21 protein-coding genes are annotated in these 20,899 nt (G+C 68.0%); 11 read left to right on the forward strand and 10 right to left on the reverse strand.

Annotation, left to right across the window (positions count from 1 at the left end):
• Positions 1 to 25: 25 nt before the first annotated feature.
• From lgt to CWC60_RS07005, 10 genes are all read left to right on the forward strand, one after another.
• The gene (lgt, locus tag CWC60_RS06960) at positions 26 to 829 is read left to right on the forward strand and encodes a prolipoprotein diacylglyceryl transferase (protein WP_109793259.1); all 804 of its coding nucleotides are present in this window, start codon (positions 26 to 28) and stop codon (positions 827 to 829) included.
• A complete protein-coding gene (locus CWC60_RS06965) occupies positions 826 to 1,920 on the forward strand; it encodes a class I SAM-dependent methyltransferase (RefSeq protein WP_109793260.1) in 1,095 nt (364 codons plus the stop codon). The genes lgt and CWC60_RS06965 overlap by 4 nt, the downstream gene beginning before the upstream one ends.
• Positions 1,892 to 2,662: a peptidoglycan editing factor PgeF gene (pgeF, locus tag CWC60_RS06970; RefSeq protein ID WP_109793261.1), complete on the forward strand. Its 771-nt coding sequence runs from the start codon at positions 1,892 to 1,894 to the stop codon at positions 2,660 to 2,662. The genes CWC60_RS06965 and pgeF overlap by 29 nt, the downstream gene beginning before the upstream one ends.
• Positions 2,663 to 2,734: 72 nt before the next feature.
• Positions 2,735 to 3,886: a M24 family metallopeptidase gene (locus tag CWC60_RS06975; protein WP_109793262.1), complete on the forward strand. Its 1,152-nt coding sequence runs from the start codon at positions 2,735 to 2,737 to the stop codon at positions 3,884 to 3,886.
• Between the two features lie 59 nt (positions 3,887 to 3,945).
• Positions 3,946 to 4,806: a hypothetical protein gene (locus tag CWC60_RS06980; RefSeq protein ID WP_125182740.1), complete on the forward strand. Its 861-nt coding sequence runs from the start codon at positions 3,946 to 3,948 to the stop codon at positions 4,804 to 4,806.
• Positions 4,807 to 4,935: 129 nt separating this feature from the next.
• Positions 4,936 to 5,871: a ribose-phosphate pyrophosphokinase gene (locus CWC60_RS06985; RefSeq protein ID WP_109793264.1), complete on the forward strand. Its 936-nt coding sequence runs from the start codon at positions 4,936 to 4,938 to the stop codon at positions 5,869 to 5,871.
• An 89-nt stretch (positions 5,872 to 5,960) separates the two neighbouring features.
• Positions 5,961 to 6,662: a 50S ribosomal protein L25/general stress protein Ctc gene (locus tag CWC60_RS06990; protein WP_109793265.1), complete on the forward strand. Its 702-nt coding sequence runs from the start codon at positions 5,961 to 5,963 to the stop codon at positions 6,660 to 6,662.
• A gap of 30 nt (positions 6,663 to 6,692) precedes the next feature.
• Entirely contained in the window at positions 6,693 to 7,313 is a 621-nt protein-coding gene (pth, locus tag CWC60_RS06995; RefSeq protein WP_109793266.1) for an aminoacyl-tRNA hydrolase, read from the forward strand.
• Positions 7,303 to 8,403, forward strand: coding sequence for a redox-regulated ATPase YchF (ychF, locus tag CWC60_RS07000; protein WP_109793267.1), 1,101 nt, complete (start codon positions 7,303 to 7,305; stop codon positions 8,401 to 8,403). Before pth ends, ychF begins: the two co-directional genes overlap by 11 nt.
• 14 nt (positions 8,404 to 8,417) lie before the next feature.
• Complete coding sequence (locus CWC60_RS07005; RefSeq protein ID WP_109793268.1) at positions 8,418 to 8,876, forward strand: MaoC family dehydratase; 459 nt, start codon at positions 8,418 to 8,420, stop codon at positions 8,874 to 8,876.
• A gap of 6 nt (positions 8,877 to 8,882) precedes the next feature.
• Here CWC60_RS07005 and CWC60_RS07010 read toward each other — a convergent pair whose 3' ends face one another.
• The 4 genes from CWC60_RS07010 to CWC60_RS07025 are packed head-to-tail and all read right to left on the reverse strand — an operon-like array spanning position 8,883 to position 12,713.
• A complete protein-coding gene (locus CWC60_RS07010; RefSeq protein WP_206419807.1) occupies positions 8,883 to 9,569 on the reverse strand; it encodes a DUF2848 domain-containing protein in 687 nt (228 codons plus the stop codon).
• Complete coding sequence (locus tag CWC60_RS07015; protein ID WP_109793269.1) at positions 9,566 to 11,137, reverse strand: DHA2 family efflux MFS transporter permease subunit; 1,572 nt, start codon at positions 11,135 to 11,137, stop codon at positions 9,566 to 9,568. The genes CWC60_RS07010 and CWC60_RS07015 overlap by 4 nt, the downstream gene beginning before the upstream one ends.
• Complete coding sequence (locus tag CWC60_RS07020) at positions 11,137 to 12,261, reverse strand: HlyD family secretion protein (protein ID WP_109793270.1); 1,125 nt, start codon at positions 12,259 to 12,261, stop codon at positions 11,137 to 11,139. The genes CWC60_RS07015 and CWC60_RS07020 overlap by 1 nt, the downstream gene beginning before the upstream one ends.
• Positions 12,258 to 12,713, reverse strand: a complete 456-nt coding sequence (locus CWC60_RS07025) for a MarR family transcriptional regulator (protein ID WP_109793419.1) — start codon at positions 12,711 to 12,713, stop codon at positions 12,258 to 12,260. The genes CWC60_RS07020 and CWC60_RS07025 overlap by 4 nt, the downstream gene beginning before the upstream one ends.
• Positions 12,714 to 12,926: 213 nt before the next feature.
• Here CWC60_RS07025 and CWC60_RS07030 point away from each other — a divergent pair, with 213 nt between their 5' ends.
• The gene (locus CWC60_RS07030; protein WP_109793420.1) at positions 12,927 to 14,291 is read left to right on the forward strand and encodes an MBL fold metallo-hydrolase; all 1,365 of its coding nucleotides are present in this window, start codon (positions 12,927 to 12,929) and stop codon (positions 14,289 to 14,291) included.
• Positions 14,292 to 14,315: 24 nt separating this feature from the next.
• Here CWC60_RS07030 and CWC60_RS07035 read toward each other — a convergent pair whose 3' ends face one another.
• The 6 genes from CWC60_RS07035 to hisS all read right to left on the reverse strand — a co-directional run bounded on the left by CWC60_RS07035 (position 14,316) and on the right by hisS (position 20,896).
• Positions 14,316 to 14,933: a histidine phosphotransferase family protein gene (locus tag CWC60_RS07035; RefSeq protein ID WP_109793271.1), complete on the reverse strand. Its 618-nt coding sequence runs from the start codon at positions 14,931 to 14,933 to the stop codon at positions 14,316 to 14,318.
• A gap of 169 nt (positions 14,934 to 15,102) precedes the next feature.
• On the reverse strand, positions 15,103 to 16,557 hold the full coding sequence (locus tag CWC60_RS07040; RefSeq protein WP_109793272.1) for an aldehyde dehydrogenase family protein: 1,455 nt from the start codon (positions 16,555 to 16,557) through the stop codon (positions 15,103 to 15,105).
• A 234-nt stretch (positions 16,558 to 16,791) separates the two neighbouring features.
• A complete protein-coding gene (locus CWC60_RS07045) occupies positions 16,792 to 17,532 on the reverse strand; it encodes a DUF4167 domain-containing protein (protein ID WP_109793273.1) in 741 nt (246 codons plus the stop codon).
• 181 nt (positions 17,533 to 17,713) lie between these two features.
• The gene (gene prmC / locus CWC60_RS07050; RefSeq protein WP_109793274.1) at positions 17,714 to 18,568 is read right to left on the reverse strand and encodes a peptide chain release factor N(5)-glutamine methyltransferase; all 855 of its coding nucleotides are present in this window, start codon (positions 18,566 to 18,568) and stop codon (positions 17,714 to 17,716) included.
• On the reverse strand, positions 18,558 to 19,643 hold the full coding sequence (prfA, locus tag CWC60_RS07055) for a peptide chain release factor 1 (RefSeq protein ID WP_109793275.1): 1,086 nt from the start codon (positions 19,641 to 19,643) through the stop codon (positions 18,558 to 18,560). Before prfA ends, prmC begins: the two co-directional genes overlap by 11 nt.
• Positions 19,640 to 20,896, reverse strand: a complete 1,257-nt coding sequence (gene hisS, locus CWC60_RS07060) for a histidine--tRNA ligase (protein ID WP_109793276.1) — start codon at positions 20,894 to 20,896, stop codon at positions 19,640 to 19,642. The genes prfA and hisS overlap by 4 nt, the downstream gene beginning before the upstream one ends.
• Positions 20,897 to 20,899 lie beyond the last annotated feature (3 nt).

The raw sequence follows: 20,899 nt of genomic DNA on the forward strand, positions 1-20,899 counted from the left end.
ACCACAAGGGAGCGCGCCCCGCGCCATGTACGCGATCCCCTTTCCGGTCATCGATCCCGTGGCCGTCGATCTCGGACCGCTGGTGATCCGCTGGTATGCGCTGGCCTATATCGCCGGGCTGGTGATCGGCTGGCGCTACGCCATGCGTCTGGGCGACCGGCCGGACACGCCGGTGCGCCGGGAGCACCCGGACATGTTCCTGGTCTGGGCCACGATCGGCATCATTGCCGGCGGCCGGCTCGGTTATGTGCTGTTCTACGCGCCGGAATACTACTTCGCCCATCCCGGCGAGATCGTCGCCGTCTGGCAGGGCGGCATGTCGTTCCACGGCGGCTTGCTGGGGGTTGTCGCTGCCGGCCTGCTGTTCTGCCGGGTCAAGAAGATTCCGGCGTTCGCCTTCGGTGACATATTGTCGACCGTCGCGCCCATCGGGCTGTTCTTCGGGCGCATCGCCAACTTCGTGAACGGCGAACTCTGGGGACGGCCCACCGACGCGCCCTGGGGGATGATCTTCCCCCGCGCCGACGACCAGCCGCGCCATCCCAGCCAGCTCTACGAGGCGTTTCTGGAGGGCCTGCTGCTGTTCGCAGTGGTCAATCTGCTGGTCTGGCGCTTCGGCGCCTATCGCCGTCCGGGGCTGGTGATGGGGGTCTTCGTTGCCGGCTATGGCGCCGCGCGTTTCATCGTCGAGTTCTTCCGCCAGTGGGACGAAGGCGTCGAGCCCCTGTTCGGCTGGCTTTCGCGAGGTCAGCAGCTCTCGATCCCGATGATCGCGATCGGCCTCTACTTCGTCGTGCGCGCGCTCCGCCGCCCGCAGCAACCGGCATGAACGGGCTGGAGGCGCGGATCCGCGCGGAGATCGAGCGCGACGGGCCGATGCCGCTGGACCGTTACATGGCGCTGGCGCTGACCGATCCCGTGCACGGCTATTACATGGGCCGCGATCCCCTGGGGGCCGGTGGCGATTTCATCACCGCGCCGGAGATCTCGCAGATGTTCGGCGAGCTTCTCGGTCTGTGGCTGGCCGACTGCTGGCAGCGCGCGGGCGAGCCCCGCGATGCCATCCTGGCCGAGCTCGGGCCGGGCAGAGGGACGCTGATGGCGGATGCGCTGCGCGCCATCGGCCGCGCCGCGCCGGCAATGCTGGAGCACGCGGCGCTCTGGCTCGTGGAAGCCAGCCCGGCGCTCAAGGCCATGCAGCGCGATCGCCTCGAGGGGGCAGGGGCCCGCTGGGCCGGGACCGTCGAGGACCTCCCCGACGGCCCCCTTTTCCTGATCGCGAACGAGTTTTTCGACGCCCTGCCGGTCCGGCAGGTCGCGCGCCGCGGCGAGGGGCTGGCCGAGCGCGCTGTCGGCCTCACCGGCGGCGAGCTTGCCTTCGTCGATGCGCCGCTGGCCCGTCCGCTGCCCTATGACACGCCGGAACTTGCAGACGGCGAGGTCTTCGAGCTGTGCGAGGCGGGCCAGGAGACCGCAGCCCTGATCGGCCGGCGGATCGCCGGCCAGGGCGGTGCGGCGCTGATCGTCGATTATGGCCACGGTGTCAGCGCGCCGGGCGACACGGTGCAGGCGATGCGGAACCATGCCTTCCACCCGGTGCTGAGCGAGCCCGGCAGCGCCGACCTGACCGCCCATGTCGACTTCGCCGTTCTGGCGCGCGCGGCCGCCGGCGATGGCGCCGCGGTCCACGGACCGATCGGCCAGCGCCAGTTGCTGCTGCGTCTCGGCATCGAGGCCCGGCTGGGCCAGCTCATGAAGAACGCCGACCAGGCCACCGCCGACGGGCTCGCCGCCGGATTCCGGCGGTTGACCGATCCGGAGTTCATGGGTCACCTGTTCAAGGCGCTGGCAGTCTCGCCCGCCGACCAGCTGACGCCCGCAGGATTCGCCGATGAAGACGCTTACAGCCGCAACGCTTGAGGGCCTGCCGGGCCTTGCCCACGGCTTCTTCACGCGAAGGGGCGGCGTCTCGCAGGGCATCTACGGCAGCCTCAACGCCGGCCCGGGCTCGGGCGACGATCCGGCGGCCGTGGCCGAAAACAGGGAGCGGGTGGCGCGGGCGCTGGGCGCGGCGCATCTGGTGACCGTCCATCAACATCACAGCGCCGACGTGGTCCGGGTCGACGGCCCCTTCACCGGGCCCCGGCCGAAGGCCGACGCCATGGTGACCGACCGTCCGGGGCTGGCGCTGGGCGTTCTCTCCGCCGATTGCGGACCCTTGCTGATGGCAGATCCGGAGGCGGGCGTGATCGGGGCGGCCCATGCCGGCTGGGGCGGCGCCCTGAAGGGCATCATCGGGAACACCATCGACGCCATGGAGACGCTGGGCGCGGACAGGGCGCGGATCCGCGTGGCCCTCGGGCCGGCGCTGGCGCAGCCGTCCTATGAGGTCGGCCCGGAATATCGCGCGCGTTTCGTTGCGGACGACCCTCGGAATGAACGCTTCTTCAGCCAGCCGGACGGCGCGCCCAGGCCCTTCTTCGACCTGCCGGGCTACATCGCGGCTCGCGTCATGGCCACGGGCGTCGCGCCGGCGCATTTCGCCGATCTGGCGCGGGACACCTACGCGGAACCCGGCCTGTTCTACAGCTACCGGCGGAGCGTCCATCACGGCGAGCCGGACTATGGCCGGCTGGTCGCGGCGGTGATGCTGACGCCATGATTTGCGGATCGACAGTCCCCGAAATATTGTGGCCGCTGATCATCGGCTCGCCGGGTAAGGCCTGACAGGGACATGGCGCTACATTTCAGCCGCGAGGAGTTCGGGCAGCGGCTCGCCGCCACCTGCGCCGCCATGCGCGCGGAGCGGCTGGATGCGATGCTGATCTTCCGCCAGGAGAGCATGTACTGGCTCACCGGCTACGACACCTTCGGCTATGTCTATTTCCAGTGCCTGGTGCTGACCGCCGACGAGCGCATGGTGCTGATGACGCGTTCGGCCGACCTCCGGCAGGCGCAGCTGACCTCCATCGTCGGGGACATCCGCATCTGGGAGGACCGGGAGGGCGCCAATCCGGCGGACGATCTGCGCGAGATCATGGCCGAACTGGACCTGGACGGCGCGCGCGTCGGCGTCGAGCTGGAGGCCTATGGCCTGACGGGCAGATCGCTCAGGATGCTCGACCGGGCCATGGAGGGCTTCTGCGCCATGACCGACGCCTCGTTCCTGATCAGCCGGCTTCGGCTGGTGAAGAGTCCGGCCGAGATCGAGTATGTCGAGAGAGCGGCCGAACTGGCCGACGACGCGTTCGACGCAGCGCTCGAAACCGCGCGTCCGGGCGCGTTCGAAGGCGATATCCTGGCCGCAATGCAGGGGGCCGTGTTCCGGGGCGGCGGCGACTATTCCGGCAACGAGTTCGTCATCGGCTCGGGCGATCACGCCCTGCTCTGCCGCTATCAGGTGGGACGGCGGCGCCTTGACGCCGAAGATCAGCTCACCCTGGAGTGGGCCGGCGTCTACCGGCGGTATCATGCCGCCCTGATGCGGACCTTCACCGTCGGGCGCACGACCGGCCGTCACCGCGACCTGCATGCCGCCAGCATGGAGGCGCTGCAGGCCTGCGAGGCCAGGCTGCGTCCCGGCTCGACGATGGGCGACGTGTTCCGGGCCCATTCGGACGTCTTCGACCGGCGCGGGCTCAGGGCCCATCGCCTCAACGCCTGCGGCTACGCCCTGGGGACCACCTTCGCACCCAACTGGATGGACTGGCCGATGTTCTACCGTGACAATCCGGTGGAGATTCGTCCGGGGATGGTGTTCTTCGTCCACATGATCCTGGCCGACAGCGACAGCGGAACCGCCATGACGCTCGCCCGGACGTCCCTGGTCACGGAGACGGGCTCACGTCCGCTCAGCCGCCATCCGCTCGATCTCGTGCAGGTCTGACCCCATGCCCTGGCTGATCATGCTGGTCATCGTGTTCGTGATCTTCGCGATGGCGAGCTGTGTCATTTTCTAGGGCCGCAGCCTGGCTGGCGGTGGCCGGGCTTGCGGTGATGCTGGCGGCCTGCGGCAGCGTGCCGAGGCCCTTCAGCCCCGCCGACAAGGGCGGCGGGGTGCCGCCGCCGGGGCCGTCCACGGCGCTGATCGTGCATCCGGCGGTGGGCGCGGATCGCGCCGCCCTGGACATGCTGACCGACATGGTGGTCGAGGAACTCCGCACACGGGAGGTCGCGGCCATCCGCTACGAGGTGCCCAACCGTTACCGGCTGGTGGGTCAGGCGTCGGCCGGTCCCCCGCAGGACGGCACCGCGACGATGACGCTGCAATGGCAGCTTCTCACGCCCGACGGCGCGCCGGTCGAGACCGTCGCCTATCGCCAGGATGTCGACTGGGCCTCGTACCGGCAGGCGGATCCCTTCGTCATCCGCCAGATGGCGCGTGCGGCGATCGGCGAGATCGGCGCCATGCTCGGATTCGACGCGCCGGCGCAGGCAAGGGAATCCGGGCCGAAGCTGATCCTGAGCGGCGCGCGGGGCGCGCCCGGCGACGGCAACGCGGCGCTGGAGTCGGCCATGACGCACGAACTGGGGCGCTTCGATGTGACTGTCGACGATGGCCGCGGCGGCGCGCGCCTGCCGGTGCTGCGCGCCTTGGTCGAAGTGCGCCCCATGGACGAGGCCAACGAGCTGGTCACCATCACATGGCTGCTGCACGACGCCGAGGGCAAGGAACGCGGCCGCCTGCAGCAGCAGAACCGCGTGGCGAAGGGCCGGCTGGACCGCCGGTGGGGCGTGGTGGCGAAACTGGCGGCCGCGGCTGCAGCACCTGAGATTGCCGATCTGCTGCGCCGGTTCAGCCCATAGTCGCATGTCCGGGCGGGAGGGCGCCCCGACCGTCAGAAAAGCGTCACGGCAGATGGACAGCCCATGGCCTTGCTGGTACAAGTCCGCCGCCGCCGCCGTCGTCGCCATCATGGAAAATCCGCCAGTCTCATGAAGGTTCTCGCTGGGAACAGCAATCCCGTATTGACCGCCCAGATCGCCGATTATCTGGGGGTCCGTCCGACCAACGCCTCGGTGAAACGCTTCGCCGACGAAGAGGTCTATGTGGAAATCCACGAGAACGTCCGCGGTGAGGACGTGTTCGTCGTTCAGTCCACGTCCTTTCCCGCCAACGACCATCTGATGGAGCTGCTGATCTGCGTCGACGCGCTGCGCCGGGCCTCGGCGCGCCGCATCACCGCGGTGCTGCCCTATTTCGGCTATGCCCGGCAGGACCGGAAGCCGGGGCCGCGCACGCCGATCTCGGCCAAGCTGGTGGCCAACCTGATCGAGAAGGCGGGCGCCGACCGCGTGCTGACCGTCGATCTTCACGCCGGGCAGATCCAGGGCTTCTTCGACATCCCGCTGGACAACCTCTATGCCGGGCCGGTGCTGATCGACGACATCAAGCAGCATTTCGACAACGAATCCGACCTGATGGTCATCTCGCCCGACGTGGGCGGCGTCGTGCGCGCGCGCTACTTCGCCAAGCGGCTTGACGCCGACCTGGCGATCGTGGATAAGCGCCGCGAAAAGGCTGGCGTTTCGGAAGTGATGAACGTGATCGGCGAGGTCGAGGGACGTCGCTGCATACTGGTCGATGATATCGTCGACAGCGCGGGCACGCTCTGCAACGCGGCCGCGGTGCTCCTGGACAGGGGGGCGCTGTCGGTTTCGGCCTATGTCACGCATGGCGTCCTTTCGGGCGGCGCGGTGAAACGCGTTGCCGAATCGGCGCTTGAGTCGCTTGTGGTGACCGACACCATCCGCGCGACGGAAGACATCGAGAACGAGCCGAAGATCCGGCAGGTCTCGATCGGCTCCCTGCTGGCGGAAGCGATCAAGCGGATTTCGACGGAAACCTCGGTTTCCAGCCTGTTCGACTAGAGCCAGGGGCGCCGGCCCCGGCAACGGAATTTCGGATTCACCGGCGCGCGCGGCGGCGAGGCTGCGGCGCCCGGCAGAGGAGAGAAGACATGGCCGATATGGATATCATCGAAGCCTCGATGCGTGACGTCACCACCAAGGGTGCGGTCCGCACGCTTCGCCAGCAGGGCAAGGTTCCGGCCGTCGTGTATGGCGACAAGAAGGAGCCTGCCAGCATCGCCGTCGAGTTCGGCGCCGTGGTCAAGGAACTGCACCGGGGCGGCTTCATGGGCCGCGTCTACGAACTGCGCGTCGGCGACCGCAAGCAGCGCTGCCTGCCCCGCGACGTGCAGCTCGATCCGGTGACCGACGCGCCGATCCACATCGACTTCCTGCGGCTGTCGGCCGACGCGCGCGTGGCGGTGAACATCCCCGTCATCTTCGTGGGCGAGGAAGAGAGCCCGGGCCTGGTCCGCGGCGGCGTGCTCAACGTCGTCCGTCACGAGGTCGAGCTCGACTGCCCGGCGGACGCCATCCCCGAGAACATCGAGGTCAGCCTGGCCGGGCTCGATATCAACGACGCGGCCAAGATCAGCAACGTCACCCTGCCTGAGGGCGTCGAGCCGACCATCACGGACCGCGACTTCACCATCGCCACCATCGCCGCCTCCACGGCCGTCGCCGAGGAGCAGGCCGAGGAGCAGGCGGATTCGGAGGCCGAGGCCGTCGCCGAGGCGGAAGCCGAAGAGGCCGAGGGCGAAGAGGCCGAGGGCGGCGGCGAGGCGGAAGCCGAAGAGTCCGAAGAGAAGTAGCCGGCCGCTCCTCCTCTGGGAGGCCAATCCATGCGACTGTTCGTCGGGCTGGGCAATCCCGGCCGGGACTATGCCGGCCATCGCCACAATGTCGGCTACATGGCGGTGGACCGGATCGCCGCCGATCACGGCTTCGGGCCGTGGCGGCGCAAGTTCCAGGGCCAGATCGCCGAGGGCGTTCTGGCCGGCGAGAAGGTGCTTCTGCTGAAACCCGAAACCTTCATGAACCGCTCCGGCCAGTCGGTCGCCGAGGCCGTCCGCTTCCACAAGCTGGCGCTGGACCGGTTGACTGTGTTTCACGACGAGCTTGATCTCGCCTTCGGCAAGGTCAAGGTGAAGGTGGGCGGGGGCCATGCGGGCAACAACGGCGTGCGCTCGGTCGCGCAGCACATGACGCCGGATTTCCAGCGGGTGCGCATCGGCATCGACCATCCCGGTCACAAGGACCGGGTGACCGGCCATGTGCTGGGCAATTTCGCGAAGGCCCAGCAGCCTATGCTGGACCAGCTTCTGGACGCGATCGCCTTCGCCGCCCCGAAGCTGGCCCAGGGCGACGCGCCGGGATTCATGACCGCGGTGGCGCTGAAATGCCCGCCGCCGAGGCCGGAAAAGAACAAGAGCGAGAGCGAGGCCGACAAGGATGGGATTTAAGTGCGGTATCGTCGGGCTGCCGAATGTCGGCAAGTCCACCCTGTTCAACGCCCTGACGCAGACGGCCTCGGCGCAGGCGGCGAACTACCCGTTCTGCACCATCGAGCCGAACCTGGGCCGCGTCGCGGTGCCGGATCCGCGCCTGAAGCGGCTGGCCGAACTGGCGAAGTCGAAGGAAGTCATCCCGACCCAGCTCACCTTCGTCGATATTGCCGGGCTGGTCCGCGGCGCCTCGAAGGGCGAGGGGCTCGGCAACCAGTTCCTCAGCCATATCCGGGAAGTCGACGCCATTGTCCATGTGCTGAGATGCTTCGAGGATGATGACATCACCCATGTCGACGGCCGCATCGATCCGGTCGCCGACGCGGAGACGGTCGAGACGGAGCTGATGATCGCGGACATGGAGAGCCTGGAGAAACGCCTGACGCCGTTGCAGAAGCGCTTCCAGTCCGGCGACAAGAGCCTGAAGGCCGACGTGGAAGTGATGCAGGGCGCGCTGGATCTGCTGCGCGAGGGCAAGCCCGCGCGCCTGTTGGCGGTCTCGGCGGAAGACCGCAAGCGCTTCGAGATGCTGCAGCTTCTGACCGCGAAACCCGTTCTGTATGTGTGCAACGTCGCCGAGGCGGACGCGAAGGACGGCAACGAACACTCGGCCCGCGTGGCCGAAAAGGCCGCGGCCGAGGGCGCCACGGCGGTCGTCATCTCGGCGGCGATCGAGGCGGAAATCGCGCAGCTCACCGACCCGGACGAGCGGGCGATGTTTCTCGATGAGATCGGCCTGGAGGAGACCGGCCTCGACCGCATCATCAGCGCCGGTTACGGCCTGCTGGATTTGATCACCTTCTTCACGGCGGGTCCGAAGGAGGCGCGGGCCTGGACCGTTGAGGCGGGCGCCGCCGCGCCGCAGGCCGCCGGCGCGATCCACACCGACTTCGAGAAGGGCTTCATCCGCGCCGAGACCATCGCCTATGACGACTATGTGAGCCTCGGCGGCGAACAGGGCGCCAAGGATGCCGGCCGCATGCGGCTGGAGGGCCGCGAGTACGTGGTCCAGGACGGCGACGTGATGCATTTCCGGTTCAACGTCTGAGGGGAGCGACGTAGATGGGGGAGGATGGCCGACGGTTCTGGGAGGAGATCGAGGTCGGCGAGGTGCACCGCCACGGCCCGCACCGGGTCACGGAGGACGCCATCGTCCGCTTCGCCGAGCAGTTCGATCCCCAGTATTTCCATCTGAGCCGGGAGGGCGGCGAACGCGGTCCGTTCGGCAAGCTGTCGGCCTCGGGCTGGCACAGCTGTTCCATCGCCATGCGGCTGATGGTCGACGGCATGCTGACCACCATGGTCAGCCAGGGCGCACCCGGCGTGAAATCCGTGCGCTGGCTGAAGCCGACCTTCGTTGATGACGAGCTGACGCTGGTGACCGAGATCGCCGGCAAGTTTCCCTCGAAGAGCCGGGCGGATATTGGCTTCTGTCATGCGAAGCACCGCCTCGAGGACCAGGACGGTGCGGCGAAGATGGTCATGGAGAACAACTTCATGATCGGCCGCCGGCCCGCATAGCCGCCGTCAGCCCGGCACCCTCAGCTCCTCCACCGTGTAGGCGTGGGTCAGCGACCGGCCCAGCATCGGGTCGGCAAGTTCCATGCGGAAGTTCGCCGCCGGGCGGATGCCGCCGATGGCGGAAGGCGCGCCGCCGAACATGATCGTGCCGTCGGGCAGGCCATCCGCGCCGAAGCCCCTGGCGATCAGTTCCGCCGGCTCCCGCATCGCGTCCAGCGTGGCCTGCTGGTAGAGGACCTCGCCCTCGCCGAAGTCGCACCAGGCCGAGAGCCGGAGCCGGTCCCAGTGCGGCGCAACGTCCTCCAGGCGCCAGAGCGCAGCGGCCAGGGGCTTGTCGCAGATCTGCTTCGACAGGGTCACCGAGACGGATTCCAGATCCCGGTCGGTGTGGTCGGAACCGAGTCCGACCCAGGTCTCGCCGCCATGGCTGAGCAGGAAGTACTCGACTTCGCCGCTGGTGCCGGGACCCGAGACGTGGATCCGGCCGGCCTGCGTCAGGCGGTCGGGCGAAAGCGGATAGAAGACGGGAACCGAGGCCGGCGGCTTGACGCCGAGTTCCTTCAGTTCCTCGATATGAGCGAGCACCGCGGCCTCGTCGCGGCCGGTCCAGCCTGCCATGACGAGACGGCCGATCCTTGCATTGACGCTCGCTGCGCCGCTGTCCGCCGCGACGCGGAATGTCAGTTCCCTCAAGCCATCGCCTCCCTGCGCCGGCGCTTGCGCGCGCCGCGGACCATCATGACCGCCCCGACGACGGAGGCAAGGAAGGCGACGGAGCCGAACAGGAAGGATTCCTGGAAGCCGAAGGTCGCGGCCTCCACCTGAAGGGCGCGGGAGAGGTGGTCCAGCGCCACTGCTTCGGCCTGCATGTCGGAGATTCCGCCGCGCTCGGCCATTTCGGCGACGGTCCGGACATAGGCCTCGGTGGCGCCGTTGGCCGGAGTCTGGGTCGACGTCACGTGGTCGGAGAAGTAGCTGATCTCCCGGTCCAGCATCACCGCCAGGATATTGACGCCGAAGGCGCCGCCCAGCTGGCGGGTGAAGTTCATCGTCGCCGAGCCCTGCTGCAGCAGGTTCATGGGCAGGAGGCGCACTGAACCGGCGCTGAGGGAGGGGAAGATGAAGCCCATCCCCGCGCGGCTGATCAGGATGTAGACGGCGAGGGTCAGGAACGCGGTGTTGGGGTCGGCGAAGGACATCAGGAAGAAGGAGACGGCGAACATGAGCAGACCGAAGCCGACGGTCATGCCCGGTTCGAAGCGGTCGGCCATCCGGCCGGAGAAGGTGGTGATCAGCATCATGGAGATCCCCGCCGGCAACAGCAGCAGGCCCGACAGCGTCGGCGTCAGGTTCTGCACGGTCTGGGCGAAGAGCGGGATCAGATAGGTCGAGCCGAACAGGCCCGCGCCGAGGATGAGACTGACGACCACCGCGCCCATGAAGCCCGGTTGTCGATAGACCGTCATGTCCATCAGCGGGTGTTCCGCCTGATGCTCCCACCAGATGAAGAGCAGGAAGGCCGCTCCCGCCACCAGGAACCGGCCCATCACGGAGATGCTGGCCCACCCCAGGTCCTGACCGTCGGCGAAGGCGGTCAGCAGGCTGATCAGGAAGACGATCAGAAGACCGAAGGCGAACCAGTCGAAACGCGGCCGGATCTCGCTCAGCCGGCCCGACGGCACGAACAGGTTGGTCAGGACCAGACCCAGGAAACCCATGGGCACGGCAATGTAGAAGGTGTAGCGCCAGCCCAGTCCGTCCACCAGCAGACCGCCGAGAAACGGCGAGGTGCCCGGCGCCATGACCACGCCGAGGCCGTAGATGCCCATGGCGAAGCCGCGCCGTTCCGGCGGGAAGACCTGGAAGACCACGACCATGGCCAGCGGCTGGATGATTCCGGCCGATGCGCCCTGCAGGATGCGGGAGGCGATTGCGGCATCGGCCGTTTCCGCCAGGCCGCCCATCAACCCCCCGGCCAGGAAGATTCCCAGCGCGATGTTCATGGTCGCCCGCTGGCCGATGGTCTTGGTCAGGAAGTCGATCAGCAGCATCGTGGCGGTCATGGCGGCCAGGAAGCCGCTGGACAGCCATTGCGCGGTGACCTGGTCGATGCCGAAGGCGCCCATGATGTCGGGGATGGCGACATTGACGATGGTCGCCGAGAGGACCGCGGCCATGGTGCAGATCATCGCCGAGGACAGCGCCAGCCAGCGATAGGCGGAGCCATAGCGTTCGGTCAGGATCTCGACGGTCTGCGGCATCAGTCCCGCTCCGCGTCGATCGCCACCTCGACCATCATGCCGGGCCGGAGCCCCTCCTTCGCGCCCTCGAGATCGATCCGCACGGGCACGCGCTGCGTCACCTTGGTGAAGTTGCCGGAGGGGTTGGGATTGGGCAGCAGCGCGAACACGCTGGAGGCGGCCGGCGCGATCCATGTCACGCGGCCGGTGATTTCGCGCCCCGGGAAGGCGTCGACCCTGACAATGGCGCGGGAGCCGACGCGGAAGCGGCCGAGCTCGGTCTCCTTGATGTTGGCGGCGACCCAGACGTTGTCAGGATCGTGGATCATCAGCAGACGCTGGCCGGGGCGCACATATTCGCCGGCCTCGATGAAGGTCTGGTCGACCACGCCGTCGATGCCGCTGGCGATGTCGCGGTCGTCGCGGCGGGTCTGAAGCTGATCCAGCCGAGCCTGGAGGGCGGGGCGTTCGGCTTCCAGCAGCTCGATCTGGCGCGCCAGCACATCGATGCGATCGCGCTCGGCCTCGGCCTGGCGCTGTTCGGCCCTGGCGGCCAGCACGGCGGCGCGCGCGCGCAGCATTCGCCCTTCCAGGTCGGCGAAATCGGCCCGGGCGTCATCGACGGCCCGGGAGGACACCACCTTGCGCCGATAGAGCTGCTCGGCGCGTTCGAGTTCCCTGGTGGCCTGCGCCATCAGAGCCTCTACGGATGTCCGTTCGGCCTCGGCGACGGCAATGCGCGCCCTGGCCGCTTCGGTAGCCGCCTCGACCTGGCGGCGGGTCAGCGCCATCTCGGCTTCCAGCCGCGCCCGGTCGACCGGCAGGCGCGACATCCGGGCCAGCACCTCCTCGATCTGCAGGTCCAGTTCGCGGTGGTCGATGCGCACCAGCACCGCGCCGCGCCGGATGACGTCGCCGGTGCCCACCGGCAGTTCGGTGATCACGCCCCCGTCCTGCGCACCGATCGTGATGATGTCGGAAGCGATGCGGGAATCGATGACGTAGACATGGGTCTGACGGCGGACCACCCAGTCCTGTACGAAATAGGCGGCGAGACCCAGAACAGCCAGCAGTGCGCCGTAGCGGACGATCCGCCGGCGCGCGCGACCGGGGCGAGGCGGCAGGCTGGCCTCCTCAGTGCTCACCGTGACGCCTCCGCCAGTTCCGTCAGCCGCTGGTCGATCTTGCGGAAGACGCGGACGCAGGTCGCCAGTTCCTCGTCGTCGATGCCTTCTGTCAGCTCCAGCCGGAGCCCGTGAGCGATCTCCTCGATGCGTCCGACCAGCGGGCGCGCGGTATCGGTCAGGTGCACGGTCTTGGCGCGTCGGTCCCGGGTGTCGGGCCGGCGCTCGATCATGTTCTGGCGCTCCAGCGAATTGAGGATGTGCACCAGCGTCGGTCCCTCGATGCCGATGAACTCGGCGAGCTGACGCTGCGAAACCCCTTCGCGGCGCTGGATCTGCAGCAGCGCCGCCCAGCGCGCCTGGGTCAGGCCCAGATCCTGGAGACGGCTGTCCAGCCGCCAGCGCCAGCGGCGGGCGAGTTGGACGAGAGAGACGGTAAAGGTCTCCCGGATGTCGCGGGCGGGTCGATCCATCCGCATATCATTAGCTTGCTAACGATATGCGGAGAAATGCGGATTGCTGGGGGCTCGCATGCTGCGAAGTCGCAGGCGGTTGATCGCCGGATCGTTGAACGCATGTGAGCTGTGAAATCGCCGCCGCCGGCGCGGCGGAATTCCAACTGGAACATCAGCGAGGAAGACCTCCCGGTCGTTTCCTTCCAGGTTCCAACGGCTCAGGAGAAAGCCATGATTGTCGAAAAGATCAAGACCGACGGCCTCGCTCATCTTTCCTATTTCGTGGGTTCCGGCGGCGACGCCGCCGTGATCGACCCGAGACGGGACATCGATGTCTATGTCCGGCTGGCGGACGCCCATGGCATGCGGATCCGGCACGTGCTGGAAACCCATCGCAACGAGGACCTGGTGTCCGGCGCGCCGACCCTTGCGCGCGAGACCGGCGCCAGGATCTGGCACGGCCCCAACCCGGTGGCGCCCGTGAGCTATGCCGAGACCGTACGCGAGGGCGACAGCTTCGATCTGGGTGACGCCCGACTGGAAGTGCTGGAGACTCCGGGTCACACCGACGACAGTCTCTCGTTCGCCCTGTTCGACCGGGACTTCGGCGAGGGCGCGGTCGGCGTGTTCACGGGCGATGCGCTTTTCATCGGCGATGTCGGGCGGACCGATTTCTATCCGGACCGCCCGCGCGAGGTCGCGGGACTGCTCCATGACAGTCTGCGGAAGATCCTGGGGCTGGGTGATCAGGCGCTGGTCTACCCGGCGCACGGCGCAGGTTCCGTCTGCGGCTCCGGCATGGCGGACCGGGAGTTTTCCAGCCTGGGCCATGAACGGCGCAACAACCCGATGCTGCAGATCGCGGATCGCGAAGCCTTCATCGACGCCAAGGTGTCGGAGAATCATTACCAGCCGCCGTATTTCCGGCTCATGGAGCGATTGAACTCCGAGGGCGGGTCGGCGATGCAGCGTTTCATCATGCCGCCCCGGCTGCCGGCAGACGCGCTGACGGACGGCGCGGAAGCTCAACTGGTCGATGTACGTTCGATTACCGCCTTCGCCGGCGCCCACCTGCCGGGTTCGCTGGCCATTCCCGACGACATGCTGGCCGCGTTCGCGGGCTGGCTGCTCGATCCGGAGCGCGAGATCCGTCTGCTTGCCGAGGATGGACGGCAGGCCGAAGAGTCGGTTCGCACGCTGGGCCGCATCGGTTTCGACGGGGTGAGCTGCTACGCCGCCGGGATGGTCGGCGGCGCCACCCAGGGCGTTGTTTTCCGGACATTGCCGATGGTCGACACCGAAACCGTTCGCCGGCGTCTCGGCGACGATATGCCGAACTGGCAGCTGCTCGACGTTCGTTCGATCGACGAATTCGAAGCCGGCCACATAGACGACGCCATACATGTCTATGTCGGCCAGTTGCCGGAAGAACTCGGCCGGCTCGATCGGGATCGCGCGGTGACGGTGTATTGCGGCAGCGGCAAGCGGGCGGCCATTGCGGCGTCGGTACTGCGAGCCAACGGCTTCGGCGAAGTCGACGTCTATCTCGGTTCGATAGCGGCCTGGAAGGCCGACGGTCTGCGCCTCGCCGCGTGAAGCCGGCCTGGATGCGAGCAGCTTCTACCGGGCGGCGATGGTGAAGCGGCCGGGGCTCTGTTCGATGGTCAGAACCAGGCCCTCGACATCGGCCAGCTTGCGGGCGAGGAAGCTCTCGATGATGCGCGCGTCCTCGCCGCCGGCGGCCTCGCGACGGCCCTCCAGCGCCTCGACCACCGCATCGGGCAGGGCGGCCCGGTCGTGCACGCCGGTGACAGTGAGAGAGTCGTTGTCCACACTCACCGTCAGCTCGCCGCCGCGCACCAGCCCCGCCGCGCCGGCCATGGTCAGGTTCAGCGCCAGGCGGATGCGGCCCTTGGCCGGCTCCGCGCTCCCGGCATCCGGCCAGATGAGCTCCAGGCGGTGGTCGGTGAAGAAGTCGAGCGCGGCCTGACGGGCGTCGCGGACGGGCAGGGGCAGTTCGTCGCCGCCCGAGGAGCCGAAGGCGAAGCGCAGGAACTTCAGCCGCCGCGAGGCGTTCGCCGCCGAATGCTTCAGCAGGTCCAGCGCGTCCTTCATCATCTCCGGCTCGTCCTCCATCTCCATCAGCTCGATGCCGTTGGAAATGGCGCCGACCGGGCCGACGAGGTCGTGGCACAGCCTGGAGCAGATCAGGGATGTGAAATTGAGATCGGCGGACATGGCGACACTCTCTGCGACGATCGGAGGACATGCGGGGCGATGTGCGGTCGGCGGCGGCCTGTCCCGCAAGATGGCCACGGCGGCGCCGACAGGAAGACCACTTTGCCCGGATTCGGTTCAGGAACCGTGAACGGCCGGCTGCCCCGGAGGGAAGCCGGCCGCTGGCCGGTCAGTCCTTGATTTCCGGCGAGTGGATTACCGTCATCTTCTGGATCTGCATCTCGTGCATGGAATGCGGTACGCCGCCGACCCCGTGGCCGGACTGCTTCAGGCCGGCGAAAGGCATCCAGTCGACGCGGAAGGCGGTGTGATCGTTGACCATGACGGCCGAGGCGTCGAGCCGGCTGGAGACCCGCATCAGCTTGTCGATGTCCTGGCCAAAAACGGCCGCCTGGAACGAGAACGGCAGGGAATTCGCCCGGTCGATCGCTTCGTCCATGTCGTCATAGCCATAGACGCAGACCACGGGCCCGAAGATCTCCTGCACCGACACCTTCGCATCCGCCGGCGGATTCAGTAGCACCGTCGGCTTGTAGGCGGTGTCGGTGAGCTTCTCGCCGCCGCAGAGAACTTCCGCCCCGGCGGCCTTCGCCTCCTCGACCCACTGGTGGACGCGGTCGACCTCGCCGGGGGTGATCAGCGGCCCGATCTCGGTATCCGCCAGGGTGGGGTCGCCGACCTTCATCTTCTTCGCCGCGTCGGCCAGCCGGGTGGCGAATTCCCTGGCCATGGCTTTCGGCGTGAACACGCGCTGCACCGACACGCAGACCTGGCCGGCGTGATAGAAGCCGCCCTTGGCCAGGGACGGGACGGCGCGGTCCAGGTCGGCACCCTCGGTCACGATCACCGGCGCCGCGCCGCCGTGCTCCAGCGCGCAGCGCGTGCCCGGCGCGAGCTGGCTGCGCAGCGTCCAGCCCACCTTTGCCGAACCGATGAAGCTGAAGAAGCCGACGCGCTCGTCGGTCACCATGGCGGTCGCGTCCTTGCGGTCCGCGGTGACCACGGCCTGGCACCATTCCGGCGGCAGGCCGGCCTCACGCAGGATCTGCACGAAGCTCAGGCAGGACAGCGCGGTCTTGTCGGCCGGCTTGACGATCACCGGACAACCGGTGGCGACCGCCGGCGCGACCTGATGCGCGATCAGGTTGAGCGGGTGGTTGAAGGCGCTGACGGCGACCACGACGCCGACCGGCTCGGGGCGGGTGAAGGCGACGCGGTTCTTTGAGCTCTCGGTAATGCACATCGGAATCACCTCGCCGGCGCGGCTGCGCAGCTCGTCGATGCAGATGTGCACGCTGTCGATGGCGCGGTCGACCTCGATCAGCGAGTCGGCCAGCGGCTTTCCGCCTTCGCGCGCGGCGTCAGTGGCCATTTTTTCGCGGCGTTCGCGCATGATGCCCATGGCGCGGGTGAGAATCTGAACCCGTTCCCGCATGGGCAGCCAGGCGTCCCGGTTGCGGTAGAGCGCATAGGCGTTGGCCAGCGCCTTCTCCACCGTGGCGCTGTCGGCGCGGGCGACGGTGGCGATGGGCGTCAGATCCCAGGGCGCCGAAACGGTGACGGACGTGGCGCTGCTCTCGATACCCGGAACCAGCAAGGGAATGTGCGGCAGTTCGGCGGACATGGTCTGGAGACCCCCTCTTCCAGTTTTGGACGGGCCTCCTGCGGCCCCGTTCGCGCTCGGGCAATTCTCTACGAGCGCCGGGCGGAATCATAGACCCGATATCCGGGTGCGAAGCGGGGCTGTCGGCGTGGTCACGACCTGCGGGCCATGGCGCGGCCGAGCCTGCGCCATGGCGCTGCGAACGTCGATGGCAGAAGGGGATGGCGGGCCGGTCCGAAGACCGGCGGCGCATCATCAGTCGGCGGCGTCCTCGGTCGCCGCCTCGCGGCCGCCGTCATCGTTGGACTTGCCGCCCTGCTCGTCCTCGTCGCGGGCGCGGCGCGGACGCCGTGCGCGGGTGCGGCGCACCGCGCGCTCCAGGCCGGCAGTCTCGGACTCGCCGCCGCTCTCGTCGGCGCTTTCGTCGCGATCGCCGCTGTCGCCGCGGGCTTCGGATTGAGCCTGATCGTCCTGGTCGCGATCGTCGCGATCGGCGCCGCCGGAGCGTTCATTGCGGCCGCCCCTGCGGGAGCGGGATTCGCTCTGGCCCTGCTCGTCCTGATCGCGATCGTCGCCGCCGGAATCGCCGCCCGACCGGTCATTGCGGCCGCCCCTGCGGGAGCGGGATTCGCTCTGACCCTGGTCGTCCTGATCGCGGTCGTCGCGGTCGGAGCGGTCGTTCTGATCGTTGCCGGAGCGGTCGTTCTGATCGTTCTGGTCCTGGCCGTCGCCCGACTGCTGGTTCTGCGGTCGGTTGTTCTGCTGCATCGACATCATGATGCGGTAGTAGTGCTCGGCGTGCTGCCAGAACCCTTCGGCCGCGACGAGGTCGCCGGTCGCGGCGGCGTCGCGCGCGAGCTGGCTGTACTTGTCGTAGACCTGATTGGCGTTGCCGCGAATCTTCCCGTCCGGCCCGTTGCTTTCGAAGCTGCGATTCGGATTCGGGGGACGCCTGTTCGTGCGCCCGCGCGCCCGCTTGTTGTTCGGTGCTCTCATGTTCCTGCCAAAGGTCTGCTTCGTGTAAGGCCCATCCTCAACATACGGATGGGCCGGATTCGCTCGTCGCTTTGCGATTGATACGAAATTTGGGACTGCCGCAGCCGCGGCTTTCGCCGCCAGGCGCTGTCCTGATCCCGAAACTAGACGTCCAACCTGCCGTTTCCAAGTGTTTTTTTCGTTAACCTGCCGTGACAAAGGCCATGGCGCGCATGTGGCCGCCCAGATCGGCGGCCGTTTTCGCCAGATCGAAACCGTTTGCGGCGGCGATCCCGGCGACGTCGTCCTGCTGACCGCAGCCGATCTCGACCACCACGCGGCCTCGCGGGGAAACTACCCGTCCCGCCTCGGCGAAAATCGCGCGGTAGGCCGCCAGCCCGTCTCCGCCGCCGGCCAGCGCCTGGTGCGGGTCGTAGTCGCGGACTTCCGGCATCAGCGTTGCGATCTCGTCTTCCGGTATATAGGGCGGATTCGAGATCACGAGGTCGAAGCGGTCTTCGATCCCCGTCAGCCAGTCGCCCTGCCGGAAGGTGGCCCGGTTCCCGAGTCCGAGACGGCGGGCGTTTTCCGCGGCGGTGGCGGCGGCTTCGTTCGAGATGTCGACGCCCAGACCGGTGGCTTCGGGTCTTTCGGCCAGCAGCGTCAGCAGCAGGCATCCGGTGCCGCTTCCGACATCGAGGATATGGTCCGTGCCGCCCAGGCATTCAAGCGCCAGGTCGACCGTGGTTTCGCTGTCGGGACGGGGCTCCAGAGTGGCGGGCGACAGGCGGAAGACGCGGCCGTAGAACTCCCGCCGGCCCAGTATCCGGGCCACGGGCTCGCGCGCCGCGCGCCGGCCAAGCAGGGCGGCGTAGCGTCGCTCGGTCTCCCGTTCCACCGACCCGGTTTCGCCGGGCAGCAGACTCGCCGGTTCGCGTCCCAGGACGGCGGCCAGAAGGATCCGCGCGTCCAGCCGCGCCGTTCCGACGCCGGCCTGCCGCAGCCGCGCCGCGCCCCGGCTCAGCAGATCCTCGACGGTCGGCGCCTCAGCGATCATCGTTCAGCGCCGCCAGGCGGCGGGCCTGGTCTTCGGCGATCAGCGAATCCACCACTTCGCCCAGCGCCTCGCCGGAAAGCACTTCGGGCAGCCGGTGCATGGTCAGGTTGATGCGGTGGTCGGTGACGCGCCCCTGCGGAAAGTTGTAGGTGCGGATGCGCTCGGAGCGGTCCCCCGAACCCACCTGGCCGCGCCGGTCCGCAGCGCGTTCGTCGGCCAGCCGCTGCCGCTCGGCTTCGAACAGGCGCGCGCGCAGGACGCGCATCGCCTTTTCCTTGTTCTTGTGCTGGGACTTCTCGTCCTGCTGGATGACGACGACGCCGGTCGGCAGATGGGTGATGCGAACCGCCGAATCGGTCGTATTGACCGACTGTCCGCCGGGACCGGAGGCGCGGTAGATGTCGATACGAAGGTCCTTGTCCTCGATCTTCACGTCCACTTCCTGGGCTTCGGGCAGCACCGCGACCGTGGCCGCCGAGGTGTGGATGCGCCCCCCCGATTCCGTTTGCGGTACGCGCTGGACGCGATGGGTGCCCGATTCGAACTTCATCCGGGCATAGACGTCGGGGCCGCCGATCTCGGCGACGCCTTCCTTCAGACCGCCCAGATCCGTCTCGGTCATGTCCATGGTCTGGAAGCGCCAGCCGTTGATTTCCGCGAAACGCTGATACATCCGGAACAGCTCCGCGGCGAACAGCGCCGCTTCCTCGCCGCCCGTACCGGCGCGCACTTCCAGAATGGCGTTGCGGGCGTCAGCCTCGTCCTTCGGCAGCAGCATGAGCTGGACCTTGCGCTCCAGCGCCGGCATGGCCTCGTCCAGTTCGTCCAGTTCCGCCTCGGCCAGTTCGCGCATTTCCTTGTCCGAGCTGCGGTCGGCGGCGAGTTCGCGCAGTTCCTCGCGCTCCTTCTCGCGCGCCTCCAGTTCGTCGATCGTCTCCACGACCGACGCCAGCTCGGCATACTCCCGGGAAAGACTGGCGAAGTCGCCCCGCCCGGCCGCGCCCGGATCGGCCAGCAACGAGGCCAGTTCGTCCTGGCGCGCCTTGATCTGGCGGAGTCGATCGCGTGGAATCACACTCGTGAATCCCCATAGATCTGCAATGCGCCGGCAAGCTCGCCCAGCGGTGTTTCGTTCTGCTCGCCGCTGGCCAGGTCGCGGAGCGTGACCGTGTCGCGCGCCAGTTCCTCTTCGCCGAAGATCACGGCGCAGGCCGCGCCGATACGATCCGCGCGCTTCATGCGCTTGCCCAGGTTGCCGCGGAAGGCGAGGTCGACGATGAAACCTTCGCGGCGGAGCGTCTGAGCGATTTTCAGCGCTGCCTTGGCTGCGTCGTCGCCCACTGGCACCAGCGCGACCGGCTTGCGCGGCTGACCGGTCGCGCCCGACAGCATGGCGAGCCGTTCGATCCCGCCCGCCCAGCCGATGCCGGGGGTCGGCGAGCCGCCAATCTGCTCGATCAGACCGTCATAGCGACCGCCGGCGATCACGGCGCCCTGCGCACCCAGCGCGTCGGTGACGAACTCGAAGGCGGTGTGGGTGTAGTAGTCCAGGCCGCGCACCAGCCGTGCGTCGAGGTCGTAGGCAATGCCCAGCGTGTCGAGGCCTGCGGTCACCTCCGCGAAGAAGTCCCGGCTCAACTGGTTCAGATACTCGCCGAAGAGCGGCGCGCCCTCGACGATGGCGCGGTCGCCCTCGTCCTTGGAATCGAGGATCCTGAGCGGGTTGCGGCCCAGCCGGTCCCGGCTGTCCTGCGAAAGACGGTCGCGGTGATCGGAGAAGTATTCGACCAGCGCGCCGCGATAATTCTGACGGCTCTCCGGATCGCCCAGCGTGTTGAGCTTCAGCGACGTCTTTTCCAGCACGCCGAGGCGGTCGAGAATCTCCGCGCCGAGGGATATGACCTCCACGTCCGCCGCCGGCTCCGGCGCCCCGATGACCTCGATGTCGATCTGGTGGAACTGCCTGAGCCGGCCCTTCTGCGGCCGCTCGTAGCGGAACATGGGTCCGTTGGCGAAGGCCTTCAGCGGCGCCGACTGCTGCAGGCCGTTGGAGATGTAGGCCCGGCAGATCGCGGCGGTATATTCGGGCCGGAGGGTGATCGAATCCCCGCCCCGGTCGGCGAAGGTGTACATCTCCTTGGAGACGACGTCCGAGGTCTCGCCCATGGAGCGCGCAAAGATCTCCGTGAACTCGAAGATCGGCGTCGCCATCTCGCGATAGCCATGCGCGGTCGCGACCCGGCGAGCGACGTCGATGACCGCCGCGTGGGCGGCGAAGTCGTCAGGCAAAAGGTCATGCGTCCCGCGTACGGGCTGGGGCTTGGCCAAGAA

The organism is Minwuia thermotolerans, from assembly GCF_002924445.1.
GTDB lineage: Bacteria > Pseudomonadota > Alphaproteobacteria > Minwuiales > Minwuiaceae > Minwuia > Minwuia thermotolerans.

Bases quoted from the DNA above. Each gene is read 5' to 3' on its own strand.
- lgt (WP_109793259.1), top strand. From the start codon at position 26: ATGTACGCGATCCCCTTTCCGGTCATCGATCCCGTGGCCGTCGATCTC.
- CWC60_RS06965 (WP_109793260.1), top strand. From the start codon at position 826: ATGAACGGGCTGGAGGCGCGGATCCGCGCGGAGATCGAGCGCGACGGG.
- pgeF (WP_109793261.1), top strand. From the start codon at position 1,892: ATGAAGACGCTTACAGCCGCAACGCTTGAGGGCCTGCCGGGCCTTGCC.
- CWC60_RS06975 (WP_109793262.1), top strand. From the start codon at position 2,735: ATGGCGCTACATTTCAGCCGCGAGGAGTTCGGGCAGCGGCTCGCCGCC.
- CWC60_RS06985 (WP_109793264.1), top strand. From the start codon at position 4,936: ATGAAGGTTCTCGCTGGGAACAGCAATCCCGTATTGACCGCCCAGATC.
- CWC60_RS06990 (WP_109793265.1), top strand. From the start codon at position 5,961: ATGGCCGATATGGATATCATCGAAGCCTCGATGCGTGACGTCACCACC.
- pth (WP_109793266.1), top strand. From the start codon at position 6,693: ATGCGACTGTTCGTCGGGCTGGGCAATCCCGGCCGGGACTATGCCGGC.
- ychF (WP_109793267.1), top strand. From the start codon at position 7,303: ATGGGATTTAAGTGCGGTATCGTCGGGCTGCCGAATGTCGGCAAGTCC.
- CWC60_RS07005 (WP_109793268.1), top strand. From the start codon at position 8,418: ATGGGGGAGGATGGCCGACGGTTCTGGGAGGAGATCGAGGTCGGCGAG.
- CWC60_RS07015 (WP_109793269.1), bottom strand. From the start codon at position 11,137: ATGCCGCAGACCGTCGAGATCCTGACCGAACGCTATGGCTCCGCCTAT.
- CWC60_RS07025 (WP_109793419.1), bottom strand. From the start codon at position 12,713: ATGGATCGACCCGCCCGCGACATCCGGGAGACCTTTACCGTCTCTCTC.
- CWC60_RS07030 (WP_109793420.1), top strand. From the start codon at position 12,927: ATGATTGTCGAAAAGATCAAGACCGACGGCCTCGCTCATCTTTCCTAT.
- CWC60_RS07035 (WP_109793271.1), bottom strand. From the start codon at position 14,933: ATGTCCGCCGATCTCAATTTCACATCCCTGATCTGCTCCAGGCTGTGC.
- CWC60_RS07040 (WP_109793272.1), bottom strand. From the start codon at position 16,557: ATGTCCGCCGAACTGCCGCACATTCCCTTGCTGGTTCCGGGTATCGAG.
- CWC60_RS07045 (WP_109793273.1), bottom strand. From the start codon at position 17,532: ATGAGAGCACCGAACAACAAGCGGGCGCGCGGGCGCACGAACAGGCGT.
- prmC (WP_109793274.1), bottom strand. From the start codon at position 18,568: ATGATCGCTGAGGCGCCGACCGTCGAGGATCTGCTGAGCCGGGGCGCG.